12 protein-coding genes and 1 tRNA gene are annotated in these 12,704 nt (G+C 66.5%); 9 read left to right on the top strand and 4 right to left on the bottom strand.

The window, feature by feature from the left end:
• The 3 genes from P3W85_RS40880 to P3W85_RS40890 form a co-directional block, all read left to right on the top strand.
• Positions 1-617: VOC family protein (locus tag P3W85_RS40880; RefSeq protein WP_276269005.1), on the top strand; the 617-nt coding region annotated here is incomplete at its 5' end.
• 63 nt (positions 618-680) lie between these two features.
• Positions 681-1,637, top strand: coding sequence for a PDR/VanB family oxidoreductase (locus tag P3W85_RS40885; RefSeq protein WP_276269006.1), 957 nt, complete (start codon positions 681-683; stop codon positions 1,635-1,637).
• Positions 1,638-1,941: 304 nt separating this feature from the next.
• Positions 1,942-3,237 (top strand): MFS transporter, encoded by a 1,296-nt coding sequence (locus P3W85_RS40890; RefSeq protein ID WP_276269011.1) that lies wholly within the window; start codon positions 1,942-1,944, stop codon positions 3,235-3,237.
• Between the two features lie 248 nt (positions 3,238-3,485).
• Here P3W85_RS40890 and P3W85_RS40895 read toward each other — a convergent pair whose 3' ends face one another.
• Positions 3,486-4,034, bottom strand: a complete 549-nt coding sequence (locus P3W85_RS40895; protein WP_276269012.1) for a MarR family winged helix-turn-helix transcriptional regulator — start codon at positions 4,032-4,034, stop codon at positions 3,486-3,488.
• A gap of 321 nt (positions 4,035-4,355) precedes the next feature.
• On the opposite strand from P3W85_RS40895, the gene P3W85_RS40900 reads away from it, so the two are divergent.
• The 6 genes from P3W85_RS40900 (at position 4,356) to P3W85_RS40925 (ending at position 10,902) form a co-directional block, all read left to right on the top strand.
• Positions 4,356-5,336, top strand: coding sequence for a Bug family tripartite tricarboxylate transporter substrate binding protein (locus P3W85_RS40900; RefSeq protein WP_276269007.1), 981 nt, complete (start codon positions 4,356-4,358; stop codon positions 5,334-5,336).
• Between the two features lie 61 nt (positions 5,337-5,397).
• The gene (locus tag P3W85_RS40905; protein WP_276269008.1) at positions 5,398-7,692 is read left to right on the top strand and encodes a xanthine dehydrogenase family protein molybdopterin-binding subunit; all 2,295 of its coding nucleotides are present in this window, start codon (positions 5,398-5,400) and stop codon (positions 7,690-7,692) included.
• Positions 7,685-8,551, top strand: a complete 867-nt coding sequence (locus P3W85_RS40910) for an FAD binding domain-containing protein (protein ID WP_276269009.1) — start codon at positions 7,685-7,687, stop codon at positions 8,549-8,551. The genes P3W85_RS40905 and P3W85_RS40910 overlap by 8 nt, the downstream gene beginning before the upstream one ends.
• A gap of 10 nt (positions 8,552-8,561) precedes the next feature.
• On the top strand, positions 8,562-9,038 hold the full coding sequence (locus tag P3W85_RS40915; RefSeq protein WP_017229244.1) for a (2Fe-2S)-binding protein: 477 nt from the start codon (positions 8,562-8,564) through the stop codon (positions 9,036-9,038).
• Complete coding sequence (locus P3W85_RS40920) at positions 9,028-9,834, top strand: CoxG family protein (RefSeq protein ID WP_276269010.1); 807 nt, start codon at positions 9,028-9,030, stop codon at positions 9,832-9,834. Before P3W85_RS40915 ends, P3W85_RS40920 begins: the two co-directional genes overlap by 11 nt.
• Positions 9,835-10,080: 246 nt before the next feature.
• Positions 10,081-10,902, top strand: coding sequence for an IclR family transcriptional regulator (locus tag P3W85_RS40925; protein WP_017229243.1), 822 nt, complete (start codon positions 10,081-10,083; stop codon positions 10,900-10,902).
• A 346-nt stretch (positions 10,903-11,248) separates the two neighbouring features.
• On the opposite strand, the gene P3W85_RS40930 is transcribed toward P3W85_RS40925, so the two are convergent.
• The 3 genes from P3W85_RS40930 to rnhA all read right to left on the bottom strand — a co-directional run bounded on the left by P3W85_RS40930 (position 11,249) and on the right by rnhA (position 12,679).
• Positions 11,249-11,323: transfer RNA gene (locus P3W85_RS40930), tRNA-Val, on the bottom strand.
• Between the two features lie 111 nt (positions 11,324-11,434).
• Entirely contained in the window at positions 11,435-12,172 is a 738-nt protein-coding gene (gene dnaQ / locus P3W85_RS40935; protein ID WP_017229242.1) for a DNA polymerase III subunit epsilon, read from the bottom strand.
• Between the two features lie 69 nt (positions 12,173-12,241).
• Positions 12,242-12,679 carry a ribonuclease HI gene (rnhA, locus tag P3W85_RS40940; RefSeq protein ID WP_035814918.1) on the bottom strand — a complete coding sequence of 146 codons (438 nt, stop codon included), beginning with the start codon at positions 12,677-12,679 and terminating at the stop codon, positions 12,242-12,244.
• Positions 12,680-12,704: the final 25 nt, after the last annotated feature.

Below are 12,704 nucleotides of genomic sequence, written 5' to 3' on the forward strand. Positions count from 1 at the left end.
TGACCCGCAAGCGCGAGATCGCAGTGGAGTGCGCCGCGATGAACACGTGGAACGACAAGCCGCGCCTGAACCAGCGCAGCCCGATCTACGAGCGCGCCACGCCGATCGAAGTGGGGCATGTGGTGTTCTTCGTCAAGGACGTGGCGGCCACCGAGCGCTTCTACACCGAGAAGCTGGGCTTCGTGCCGTCGGACCACTATCCGGGCCGTGGCGCCTTCCTGCGCTGCGCGCCGGACGGCGGCCACCACGACCTGTTCCTGCTGCAGCTGCCGCAGGCCAAGAGCGGCCTGAACCATGTGGCGTTCACCGTGCGCGACATCCATGAAGTATTCGGCGGCGGCCTGCATGTGTCGCGCGGCGGCTGGGAAACGCAGCTCGGCCCGGGCCGGCACCCGATTTCGTCGGCTTATTTCTGGTACTTCAAGAATCCGGCCGGCGGCCTGATCGAGTACTACGCCGACGAGGACCAGCTCGATGCGCACTGGGAGCCGCGCGATTTCGAGCCGGGCCCGACCATGTTCGCCGAGTGGGCGGTGGAAGGCGGGCTGGATGGCAACACGCGCAGGCAGAAGAACGCGGGCGGCCCGCAGGGCAAGTTCCTGACCGAGAAGCGCTGAGCGCAGCGCGGCAGTACAGGCAACAAGGCAAGACAAAGCACCATAGCAACACAAGGAAGTGCCATGAGTACCAGCCAATCCCTGACCCTGCGCGTACAGGCCATGCGTTTCGAAGCGCGTGGCATCGTCAGCGTGGAGCTGCGCGACCCGGACGGGCGCGAGCTGCCGGCGTACGCGCCGGGCGCGCATATCGACCTGCACCTGGGCAATGGCCTGGTGCGCAGCTACTCGCTGTGCGGCGCGCCGGAAGTGCGCGACCGCTACGTGGTGGGCGTGCTGCTGGACCGCGCCAGCCGCGGCGGCTCGCGCTACGTGCACGAGCAGCTGCGGGTGGGCAGCACGCTCGGCGTGGCGGCGCCGCGCAACCACTTCGCGCTGGAAGAGGGCGCGGCCCACACGGTGCTGGTGGCCGGCGGCATCGGCGTGACGCCCATCGTCTGCATGGCGCGCCGGCTGCATGAACTCGGGCGCTCGTTCACCTTGCTCTACTGCGCGCGTTCGCGTGCGGAAGCGGCCTTTGCCGACGAGCTGGCCGCCTACGGCGACGCGGTGCGCATGCACTTCGACGACGAGGCAGGCAGCCCGCCGGACTTGCCGGCGCTGCTGGCGGGACAGGCGGCCACCACGCACTTTTACTGCTGCGGCCCCGGCCCGATGCTGAATGCCTTCGAGGCCGCCTGCGCCGCGCACGGCTACCCCGAAGTCCATATCGAGCGTTTCGCGGCCGACCCGTCGGTGGCGGCAGTGCAGGACGGCGAGTACACCGTGGCACTCGCCAGCACCGGCAGCGAGCTGAAGGTGCCGGCAGGCAAGTCCTTGCTGGATGCCTTGCTCGAAGCGGGCATTGCCGTGGAGCACAGCTGCAAGGAAGGCGTATGCGGCTCGTGCGAGACGCGCGTGCTGGAAGGCATTCCCGAACACCGCGACGGCGTGCTCAGCAAGAGCGAGCGCGAGTCGAACCAGACCATGATGGTTTGCGTATCAGGCTGTAAAGGCAAGCGCCTGGTCCTGGACCTGTAAGCGGACCACCGCGCGCCGCACAACGCGGCGCGGACGGTGGCGGCGATTGCGCGGCACAGCCCGCCATGCGCCAGCGCGAGGCGGCTGCCTGCCTCAGACCCTTTAGAAGAGAAACACCGTGTTGATCCAGAGACAAGAGGCCGCGTCCGCCGAGGCGAACGCGCAGGGCATGCCGACCCTATCCAGCAGAATGACGACGGACGGCGGCACCCTTGCTGCCGCGGAGACCGGCGGAGCAAGTCCATCCGCGGGGCCCACCCGCGGCGAGATCATCTCGCGCATCGAGCGCCTGCCCAGCAATGGCATGCATGTCAGGGCGCGGCTGCTGATCGGCCTGGCAACGTTCTTCGACGGCTTCGACGTGATCGCCATCGCCGCCACGCTGCCGCTGCTGATCTCGATGTGGTCGCTGACGCCAGCGCAGATCGGCTTCCTGATCGCGGCGCCTTCGGTAGGGCAACTGATCGGCGCGTTGCTGTTTCCCGCCTTGGCCGAACGCTTCGGCCGCCTGCACTCGATCGGCTGGAGCGCGGGCATCATCGGCTTGATGAGCATCGCCTGCGGCTTCGCGCCCTCGTTCGAGATCTTCGCCTTGCTGCGCATCGTGCAGGGTCTCGGCCTGGGTGGCGAACTGCCGGTGGCCGCCACCTATATCAACGAGGTCACGCGGGCGCACGGGCGCGGCCGCTTCGTGCTGCTGTACGAGGTAGTGTTCCCGATCGGGCTGCTGATTTCCAACGCGGCCGGTGCATGGCTGGTGCCGCGCTTCGGCTGGACCGTGATGTACTTCATCGGCGGTGCCCCTGTGATCCTGTTCTTTATCCTGCGCCGGGCCATTCCCGAGTCGCCGCGCTGGCTGGCGGAGAAGGGCCGGCTGGCCGAGGCGGATCGCGCGCTGGCCGTATTCGAGGCCCGCGCCAAGGGGCCGCTGGCACCGCTGGGCGATGTGTCCGCCTATGACGCGATGACCCACAAACACCCGCGCCGGAGCGTCAAGGACCTGCTGGGCAAGGCCTATATCGGGCGCACGCTGGCGGTCTGGATGCTGTGGGCCACTTGCGGCTTTATCCAGTACGGCCTGTCGACCTGGCTGCCGACCATCTACAAGACGGTGTACCACGCGCCGCTGCAACTGGCGCTGAACCTTGCCGCCGGCGCCTCCGTGCTCGGCGTGATCGGCTCGCTGGTGTGCGCGATGGTGGTCGACAAGGTGGGCCGCAAGCCGGTGATCAACGTCTCGTTCATCCTGTGCGCGCTGTCGCTCGCGCTGGCCGGGGTGTTCCATGCGGAATCGGTTTATGTCGTGGCCACCCTGTGCGCGCTGTCCCTGGGTTTCTTGGCAAGCGGCTTTATCACGGCCTATGTGTACACGCCGGAGCTGTATCCCACCAGCGTCCGGGCAATGGGATGCGGGCTCGGCGGCGCGTGGCTGAAGCTGGCGGCGATCTTCGCGCCGACGCTGGTTGCCAACACCATCGGCTCCGGCAACCTCAGCAGCGCCTTCTATGCACTCGCGCTGGTGCCGTTCGTGGCCGCGCTGACCATCCACTTCCTCGGCATCGAGACCAAGGGCAAGGTGCTCGAGCAACTCGAGGCCTGAGGCGCGCGAAGCGCCTGGTGGCAAGCGCTTGCGGTGGTTTGCTCCCCCTCTCCCACTTGTGGGAGAGGGGCCGGGGGAGAGGGCGGGCGTATCAAATGCCGCCGCGCTGGGTTACACCATTGGCTTCGCTTCCCGCGGCTCCTAGCTAAGCCACCCCTCTCCCCAACCCTCTCCCCTGAGGCGAGAGGGAGTCAAAGCCGTCGTCATGGCCGGCGGTTTTGGCGCATCTGTCGCCCGCCAAGCGCTCATCACTCGCCCGGAGTGGCGTCCTTGCGCCCGGGCGTCACGCACAAGCCATGCAGCTTCTTCAACGCCAGGTACATCGCCCGGCGCTCTTCCGGCTCCAGCAGGCGGATCACCGCTGCCTGGCTCTTCCTTGCCAGCGGCATCACCTGCTCATGCAGCGCGAGGCCTTGCTGCGTGATGCTGCAGTTCAGTTTCTTGCGCGGCGTATTGCCCTCGGCGTCGATCGTCACCAGCCCGCGGGTTTCCAGCAGGCGCAGGGTGCGGCTGACCAGCGCCTTGTCCGAGGTCGATTGCACCACCAGTTCGGCAAACGGCAAGCGGCGCGCAGGCGCCAGCAGCGCCAGCAGGCGCCATTCGGGCACGGTGAGTTCGAACTGTTCGGCATAGGGCAGGGTAACGCTGCGCCGCAAGGCGTTCACCAGCTGGCTCAGCATGGTCGTCAGGAAATCGTCGACGACCAGCCCGCTTCCTTCCTCATCGAGCGCCTCCCAGGGGCTATCGGCTTCGTGCTGCACAGCGGTGCCCTGCGCGGGGCTCGCTTCGCGCTTCATCTGATCCATGTCTCTTGATCTGCACGCCTGGCGGCGAGTAATCGGGGCTCGATTGTCTCACGGGGCGATCGCCTGGCTACGCGGCTCTCCGCGTATCTGGCCTGGAAGAAATCTACTTTCAAACCGATATGTCAATTGGTGTTTAACGTAAGTTGAGTAGTCAACAATCACAATCTACGATAGTAGTCACGTTTCTCTCCTGGGTCAGTGTTTTACCAATAAAACGCACATCGAATGCGTTTCCGTCCTTTTCATCGTGCTGAACACTGCATTCGCGATGCCCTTCTCCGCAAACGCGATGCGCCCCCACAGGAGCCGAAGATGAACCTTGCCCGACGACAGATCCTTGTTTCGATGACCGCCGCGGTTGTGCTGGGCGCCGGCAGCGCGCTTGCCCATGCCTATCCCGCCAAGCCGGTCACCCTCGTGGTGGCATACCCACCTGGCGGCGATACCGATTCCATGGCGCGGATGTATGCGGAGAAGCTGTCGATACGGCTGAAGCAGCCAGTCATCGTAGAGAACAAGCCGGGCGCCGGCGGCGTGTTGGGCAATACCCTGGTCGCGCGCGCGCCGGCGGACGGCTACACGTTGCTGTTCACGCCCAACCCGTTCACCACGGCGCCGATGGTATTGAAGCTTCCGGCCAGTTCCAGCTATGACGCGCTGCATGGTTTCACCCCGGTGATCCAGACCGGCACGCAGACCGTGCTGCTGGTGGCCTATCCGGGCGCCGGCATCAAGTCCGTGCAGGAGATGGTCGCCGCGGCGAAAGCCGGCAAGCCGCTGACGTACGCGAGCCCAGGCGCGGGTTCGCCCATGCACATCGCCGGTGAATGGCTGAACCGCGCCGCGGGCGTGCGGATCCAGCACGTGCCCTACCGGGGCGTGGCGCCCGCCGTCAACGACGTCGTCGCGGGCCACGTGACCTTTGCCTACGTCACGCTGGGGCCGGTGGCGCAGTACATCAACACCGGCAAGCTGCTGGCGCTGGCGGTGACCGATCCGAAGCGCTCGCCGCTGCTGCCCAATGTGCCGACGCTGTCCGAGCTTGGCTACAAGGACGTCATCGTGGGCGCGTGGCACGGCGTGATGGCGCCCAGGGGCACGCCGGCCGAGGTGGTGAAGCTGCTCAACGCGCAATTCAACGACATCGTCAGGATGCCTGACGTCGCAGAGAAGATGGCCACCTTCGGCGCGGTACCGGTGGGCGGCGCCCCTGGCGTGCTGGAAAGGGTCAACGCCTCCGATTACGAGCGGCTGGGCAAGGTCATCAGGGAGTTCGGCATCAGCGCCGAGTGACGTGCCGGCGGCGCAGCTGGCGCCGGTTCATTCATCGTTTTCAGACAAGCAGGAGGTCGGCTTGAGCACGTCGACAGTGGGAACATCCACGCCGCAAGTCACCGCGCGTGAAAAGGTGCTGGGGCGCGCCCAGTATGCGGGTGACATCAAATTGCCCGGCATGCTGCACGCCAAGGTGTTGCGCAGTCCGTATCCGCATGCCCGCATCGTGCGCATCGACACCGCGGCGGCGCGCGCGCTGCCCGGCGTCAAACTGGTGCTGAGCGGCGATGACACGCCGTCGCGGCTGTGGGGCCCGCATCGCAAGGAACAGCGCATCCTCGCCGCCGGCGTGGTCCGCTACGTGGGTGAGGAGGTGGTGGCGGTCGCCGCTGTCGATGAGGAAACCGCGCGCGATGCGCTGGACCTGATCCGCGTGGAGTACCAGGAGCTGCCCGCCATCCTCAGTCCCGAAGCGGCGCTTGCCGAAGGCGCGGCGGAGCTTCATCCGGGCACGCGCAATATCGCGCACGAGATGCATATCGAGCGCGGCGATATCGCAGCCGGTTTCGCCCGCGCGGCGGTGGTCTACGAGGCGACGTACGACATGCAGTCGCAATATCCGGGCTACCTCGAGCCGATGGCCACGGTGGCCGCGCAGGATGGCAATGGCCGGCTGACGGTATGGGTGTCGACGCAATCGGTCTTCCTGGCGCGCGCCCGCATGGCCGAAGCGCTCGATCGTCCGGTGTCCACCATCCGCGTGATCCAGGCGGTCACCGGTGGCGGCTTCGGTGCCAAGATCGTGGAGGAGAACAACAGCCTGATCGCGGCTTTGCTGGCGAGCCGGCTGGCGCGTCCGGTGCGCTTCGTCAACAACCGCCTGGAAGATTTTCTCGGTGCGCGGTCCAGTGTGCCGGCGCAGGTCTGGCTGAAGATCGGCCTCGACGCCGAAGGGCTCATCGTCGCCAAGGACGTCCGGATCGTGGCCGAGTGCGGCGCCTATGCCGGCCTGGCTGGCGACGTGATGCACGTGACCGCCATGCGCAGCGACAATATGCACCGCGTGGAGAACGTGCGTTCCAACGCGGTGCTAGCCTACACGAACAATCCGCCGCGCGGCGCCTTCCGCGGCTTTGGCGGCCAGCAGATGCAGTTCCCGCTGAACAGCCACCTCGCCATGCTGGCCGAGATGCTCGGCATGGACCCCATCGAAGTCCACAAGCGCAACGCCATCCGCTCGGGCGACACCAGCGTGCATGGCTGGAAGATCGGCAGCAGCGGCCTGGTGGAATGCCTGGAACAAACGCGTGAAGCCATCCAGTGGGATGCGCGCCGCGCCGATGCCTCGCGGCGCACCGGCACGCGCCGGCGCGGGCTAGGCATCGCGGCGGCGATGCACGTCAGCGGCAATCGCACGCTGGGCAACTGGGACGGCTCGACCATCGTCCTCAAGGTCAACGAGGACGGCCGCGCCATGCTGCTCACCAGCGAGTGCGATATGGGGCAGGGCGCCAACACCATGCTCAGCCAGATCTGCGCGCAGGAGCTGGGCATTCCCCTATCGCACGTCACCGTCTCCACGCCGGACACCGATGCGGCGCCGTTCTGCCTTGGTTCGCTCGCTTCGCGGGTGACCATCATTTCAGGCAACGCCGCGATGCGCGCCGCGCGCGAGGCCCGGCTGAAACTGCTGACCGTTGCGGCGGAGAAGCTCGGCGTGCCGCGCGACGAACTGGAGATCGCGGACGGCGTGATCCGCGCCCGCAACGACGCCGGCAGGCAGGCCACGCTCGCCGAGATCGCGCGCCTGCATATCTTCCGCCACGGTGGTGAGGGGCTGATGGTACGCGCCACCTACGATGCGCCAACCGTGATGCACGACGCCAGCTACTACGGCAACATCGCCCCGGCCTACTCGTTTGCGGCGCAGGCCGTTGAGGTCGAGGTGGATACGGTAACGGGACAGGTCACGGTGATCGACAGCTTCGTCTCGGACGACTGCGGCAAGGCCATCAATCCGCTGGCGGTGCACGGGCAGACGCACGGCGCCACCGTGCAGGCGATCGGCTGGACGCTGTACGAGCACCTGCAGGTCGAGGATGGCCGCATCCTGAACGGCAATTTCGCCGACTACACCATGCCCACCGCCGATGCCGTGCCCGCATTGCGCACGGAGGTGGTGGAATCGAACGATCCCAACGGGCCCTATGGCGCCAAGGGCGCTAGCGAGACCGCCATCCTGCCGGGCGCCGCCGCCATCGCCAATGCTGTCTACGACGCCATCGGCGTGCGTATCACATCGTTGCCCATCACACCGGAGAAGGTATTGGCCGCGCTGCGCGAGCGCATGGACAAGGAGGCGCACCATGCGTGATTTCGAGTTTCTGGAGCCCGCCTCGGTGCAGGAGGCGGTGCGCATGCTGACCGATCTCGGCGACGCGTGCCGGGTGATTGCCGGCGGCACCGCGCTGATGCTCGGCATGCGCCAGCGCATGCTGGCGCCGAGCCAGCTCGTTTCGCTCGGACGGCTCGATGCGCTGCGCAACATCGAGTACGACCCGCGCGGCGGCCTGCGCATTGGCGCGCTGGTACTGCACGCGCAGATCGCGCGCTCGCCGCTGGTCCAGGCGCATTGCCCGATGCTCGCCAGCATGGCGGGGCGCGTGGCCAATCCGCAGGTGCGCAACCAGGGCACCATCGGCGGCAACCTTTGCTATGCCGATCCGTCCACCGACCCGCCGGGATGCCTGATGGCCTTGCAGGCGCAAGTCTTGGTCGCGGGCAGGAATGGCGAGCGCGTGCTGGAAATGGAGGCGTTCCTGGTCGATTACTACACCACGGCGCTAGCGCCCGACGAGCTGGTTACCGGGATACGCATTCCGGCGATGGCTCCCGATGCGGTTGGCCACTATGCGCGCTTCCTGCGTACGGCGGCCGAGCATCGTCCGCTGGCCAGCGTGGCGCTGCTGGCGCGCCGCGCGGGCACAGCCTGCATCGAGGCACGCCTGGCGGTTGGTGCATCCACGCCGATCCCCGTGCGCCTGCGGCGCGCCGAGGCGTTCCTTGCCGGCAAGGCAGTCACGCTGGCGGTGGCGGCCGAGGCGGCGGACATCGTCGCCGCCGATATCGAGCCCATCTCCGATATGCGCGGCAATGCCGACTATCGCCGCGAAATGGTCCGGGCCGTGGCGCGCAGAAGCATCGCCACGCTGTTCGGGCTGGCAGCGGAATAAGGATTCCCCCATGCAAAAGATTCATATCGAACTGACCGTCAACGGCGAGGCGCACAGCGTGGACGTCCCCGCGCGCCGCCTGCTGTCGGACCTGCTGCGCGACGACCTGAACCTGACCGGCACCAAGCGTGGCTGCGAGACCGGCATCTGCGGCGCCTGCTCGGTGCTGGTGGACGGCGAAGTCGTGAAGTCGTGCCTGATGCTGGCCGTGCAGGCGCGCGGCCGCGACATCACCACTGTCGAGGGCCTGAGCGCCGGCGGCGAACTGCACCCGTTGCAGCAAAGCTTCATGGAATGCGGCGGCTTGCAGTGCGGCTACTGCACCCCCGGCTTCCTGATGACCTCCTGCGCCATGCTGGCGCACAACCCCAACCCCACGGAAGAGGAAGTCCGCGCTGGCCTGAATGGAAACCTGTGCCGCTGCACCGGTTACGTCGGCATCGTCGAATCCATTCTGTGCGCTGCGGAGAAAATGCGTGGAAATTGAAAAAACCCTGGTCGTCGGCGCCGCACCGGCGCGCGTGTGGGCCCTCTTGCTCGATCCCAACGTGATGGGCGGCTGCGTGCCGGGCATGCAGTCGATCGAAGTGGTCAGCGATGTGGAGTACATCTCGCACATCCAGGTGAAGATCGCCTTTGTCAGCGCGCGCTTCAGGATCAAGACCCATATTGTCGAGATGCGCGCACCCAACTACCTGCGTAGCGAAGGCACGGGCGAGGACGCCTCGGTGGCCAGTTCGCTCAGGCAGTCGAGCGAGATTTTCCTGACCGGGCTGGCGGACGGCCAGACCGAGCTGCGCATGAAGATCAGCGTGGACGTGCTGGGCCGCCTGGGCACCTTCGGCCTGAGCGTGATGAAGACCAAGGCGGACCGGATGTGGGATGAGTTCGGCGCCAACCTGGCGGCGCGGCTGGTGGTGCCCGCTGCGATCGCCGAAGAGGCAGTGCCGGCGCCGGATGGTTCGGCCGTAGCGCAAGCGGAGGTGGACACCGATGTGCCGGCAAGACCAGCCGTGACTGAGCTGCCAGCCGCCGATGCGGGAGCGGTGCCCGCGCGGCTGGCTGCCTGCCCGGCCCACAGCGCTCAAAACGGCCGGGCTGGCGCAGGCTGGTGGTCGCGGCTGTTTGCCCGGCCCCAGGCCGCGAGCGGCGCTTGCATGGAGCGGGGCCCGCTGACGGACATCTGCATCGAAGTGCGGCAGCCCAACGCGACCATCATCGTGCGCTGGCCGGCACAGCACGCCGGCGAGTGCGCCGCCTGGCTGCGCGATTACTTGAAGTGATCGAGATGGCGGGTGGGGGCTCGACCCGTGCTCGACAGGGGGGGCAATGACCGTGTCCCGGACGGATTGGTGGCTGAAGTGCTGGAGGATAGGCGCGGGGCGTGTTATATCGGACAGTCGCGGACGGGTGCATCGGGAGCAAGGTGCGCAGCCCGCAACGGCGGCAGGGCGGGGCTGAACCCAAAGCCGCTACCATATAGCAAAGCCAGCGCACTCCAAGCACTCCATTCGCAGAGATATATCACCATGACAGACGCCGTCGAGCCCACCGATCTCCAGGACAAGTACATCGTGCCGGGCCTGGAGCGCGGCCTGCGCCTGCTGGGCGAGTTCAGCCGTAACGAGAGAACCCTGTCGGCGGCCGAACTGGCGCGCCGCCTCCAGGTCCCGCGCTCCACGGTGTTCCGCCTGCTGACCACGCTGGAGATGATGGGCTTTGTCGAGCGCACCGACGGCGGACGCGAGTTCCGGCTCGGCATGGCGGTGCTGCGCCTTGGCTTCGACTACCTCGCCTCGCTGGAGCTGACCGAACTCGGCCGCCCGCTGCTGGACCGCCTGCGCGACGAGATCAACTACCCGTGCAACCTTGTGGTACGCGACGGCCGCTCGATCGTCTACGTGGCCAAGTCCGTGGCCCCCACGCCGTTCGCCAGTTCGGTCAACGTCGGCACCCGCCTCCCCGCGCACGCCACCGTGCTGGGCCGCGTGCTGCTGGAGGACCTGACATTGGAAGAACTGCGCGCGCTCTATCCCGAAGCGCAGCTCGAAGTCTTCTCGGAAAGCACGCCCAAGACCGTCGAAGCCCTGTTCGACATGGTGCAGCGCGACCGTCAGCGTGGCTATGTGCTGCAGGAAGGCTTCTTCGAAACCAGTATCTCGACCATCGCCGCGCCGGTGCGGGACCGCAGCGGCAAGGTGGTGGCCGCGCTCGGCGCCACCATCCCGGCCTCGCGGATCGATCCGGAACGGCTGGACGGCATGGTGGAGCAGGTGAGGCGTGCTGCGGGGGAATTGTCCCGGCTGCTGGACTACCGGCCGTCCGAAGGCGGGGCGGTGGTCAATTTCTAGGCGGACTGGCCGGCCGCAACGACATCGGCAAGACGCTCCGGATAGTCATGGTGCGGGTTGGGGCGGCAGGACACCGTAGACATGGCCGCATTCATTACAGTGGACGACTACGTAACAGGGGGGGCGCCGGTTGGTGGCGGTGGGCAATCTTCTCCATACCCTCCGCCTCGCATGACGGACGCTTGGGCGCGGCCTGGAAGGGGGGGGCGGATTGAGTCGCGGCTACGGCGGCACGCCTGGGATGTGCTCAAGGCAGGGCCTGCGAATCGATGGCAGGGATTCCTGCGGCACCAAAGAAAAAAGGACTTGGGCTATCGCCTCAAGTCCTTCGCTCTTCACCGTATTCTGGTGGGTGGTACAGGGATTGAACCTGTGACCCCTGCCGTGTGAAGGCAGTGCTCTACCGCTGAGCTAACCACCCCTGCTGCTGCGTTGTTGCTGCCGTGCTGCAGAGAAACAAGATTATGTCAGTGCCGTTGTATCTTGTAAAGCCCTTTTTGGAAATTTCCGTAAAAAGCTGCCTGGTCGGCTTTCAGGCGGCCACAACGGCGGGCTCAGCCTGCACCGCCGGCGCTTCCTTCCACACGACTTTCCCGCCGCTGGGTTTCTCCAGTTGCTTGAGCACGGCAAGGTGAGCCGTCGCTTCTTCCTCGCTGGCCATCAGCACGGGCAGGTCCAGGCGCGAGAGGTCGGTGGCGGCCACGGCATCGCTCTCTTCGCCGCCGCCGTCGAGCATGTCGATCACCAGCGAGTTCTGGCCGCGCGTCATGGCGAGGTAGACCTCGGCCAGCAATTCGGCATCGAGCAACGCGCCGTGCAGGGTACGGTGCGAATTGCTGACGCCAAGGCGGTCGCATAGCGCATCGAGCGAGTTGCGCTTGCCGGGGAACATCTGGCGCGCTTCACGCAGCGTATCGATCACGTTGCCGGCGTGCTCGCGGAAGGGCGGCAGGCCGAGCAGCTTGAATTCCATATCGAGGAAGCCAAGGTCGAAGGGCGCGTTGTGGATGATCAGCTCGGCGTCCTGGACGAACTCGCGGATCTCCTCGGCCACTTCCGCGAACTTGGGTTTGTCGGCCAGGAATTCCAGGGTGATGCCGTGCACCGCGATCGCGCCTTCATCGATATCGCGTTCAGGATGGACATAGAAGTGCAGGTGCCGGCCGGTGAGGCGGCGGTTAAGCATCTCCACGCAGCCGATTTCAATCAGGCGGTCGCCGCTGGCGGCGTTAAGGCCGGTGGTTTCGGTGTCGAGAACGATCTGTCGCATGGCGGGCATTTTAACCGGAGGAGGGAAGCGGGCTGCGAAAGGCTGCCCTGATCCCCGTTCTTAAGCTTCTTAACCTTTCAGCGAGGCCACGCCGCGGTTGGCCAGCGCGTCGGCGCGTTCGTTGCCGGGGTGGCCGTTATGGCCGCGCACCCAGTGCCAGGAAATATCGTGCGGCTGGGCCAGCTTGTCCATTTCCTGCCAGAGGTCGGCGTTCTTGACCGGCTTCTTGTCGGCGGTCTTCCAGCCGCGCGCCTTCCAGCCGGGCAGCCATTCGCCGATGCCTTTCTGCACGTACTGGGAGTCGGTATAGACCTTGACCCGGCAGGGCCGCTTGAGCGCGCGCAGCGCTTCGATCACGGCGGTCATTTCCATGCGGTTGTTGGTGGTGTTGTTCTCGCCGCCGAACATTTCCTTCTCGTTGCTGCCGGCGACCAGCACGGCGCCCCAGCCGCCTGGGCCGGGATTGCCTTTGCAGGCGCCGTCCGAGTAGATGATGACGTCTTCGATTTCGTTGGCTTGCATGGATTCGATT

This window comes from Cupriavidus basilensis, from assembly GCF_029335485.1.
Lineage (GTDB): Bacteria > Pseudomonadota > Gammaproteobacteria > Burkholderiales > Burkholderiaceae > Cupriavidus > Cupriavidus basilensis_E.

Coding starts and splice junctions, on each gene's coding strand:
- dnaQ (WP_017229242.1), bottom strand. CDS start 12,172: ATGCGACAGATCGTTCTCGACACCGAAACCACCGGCCTTAACGCCGCC.
- P3W85_RS40890 (WP_276269011.1), top strand. CDS start 1,942: ATGCATGTCAGGGCGCGGCTGCTGATCGGCCTGGCAACGTTCTTCGAC.
- P3W85_RS40895 (WP_276269012.1), bottom strand. CDS start 4,034: ATGAAGCGCGAAGCGAGCCCCGCGCAGGGCACCGCTGTGCAGCACGAA.
- P3W85_RS40885 (WP_276269006.1), top strand. CDS start 681: ATGAGTACCAGCCAATCCCTGACCCTGCGCGTACAGGCCATGCGTTTC.
- P3W85_RS40925 (WP_017229243.1), top strand. CDS start 10,081: ATGACAGACGCCGTCGAGCCCACCGATCTCCAGGACAAGTACATCGTG.
- P3W85_RS40910 (WP_276269009.1), top strand. CDS start 7,685: ATGCGTGATTTCGAGTTTCTGGAGCCCGCCTCGGTGCAGGAGGCGGTG.
- P3W85_RS40915 (WP_017229244.1), top strand. CDS start 8,562: ATGCAAAAGATTCATATCGAACTGACCGTCAACGGCGAGGCGCACAGC.
- P3W85_RS40900 (WP_276269007.1), top strand. CDS start 4,356: ATGAACCTTGCCCGACGACAGATCCTTGTTTCGATGACCGCCGCGGTT.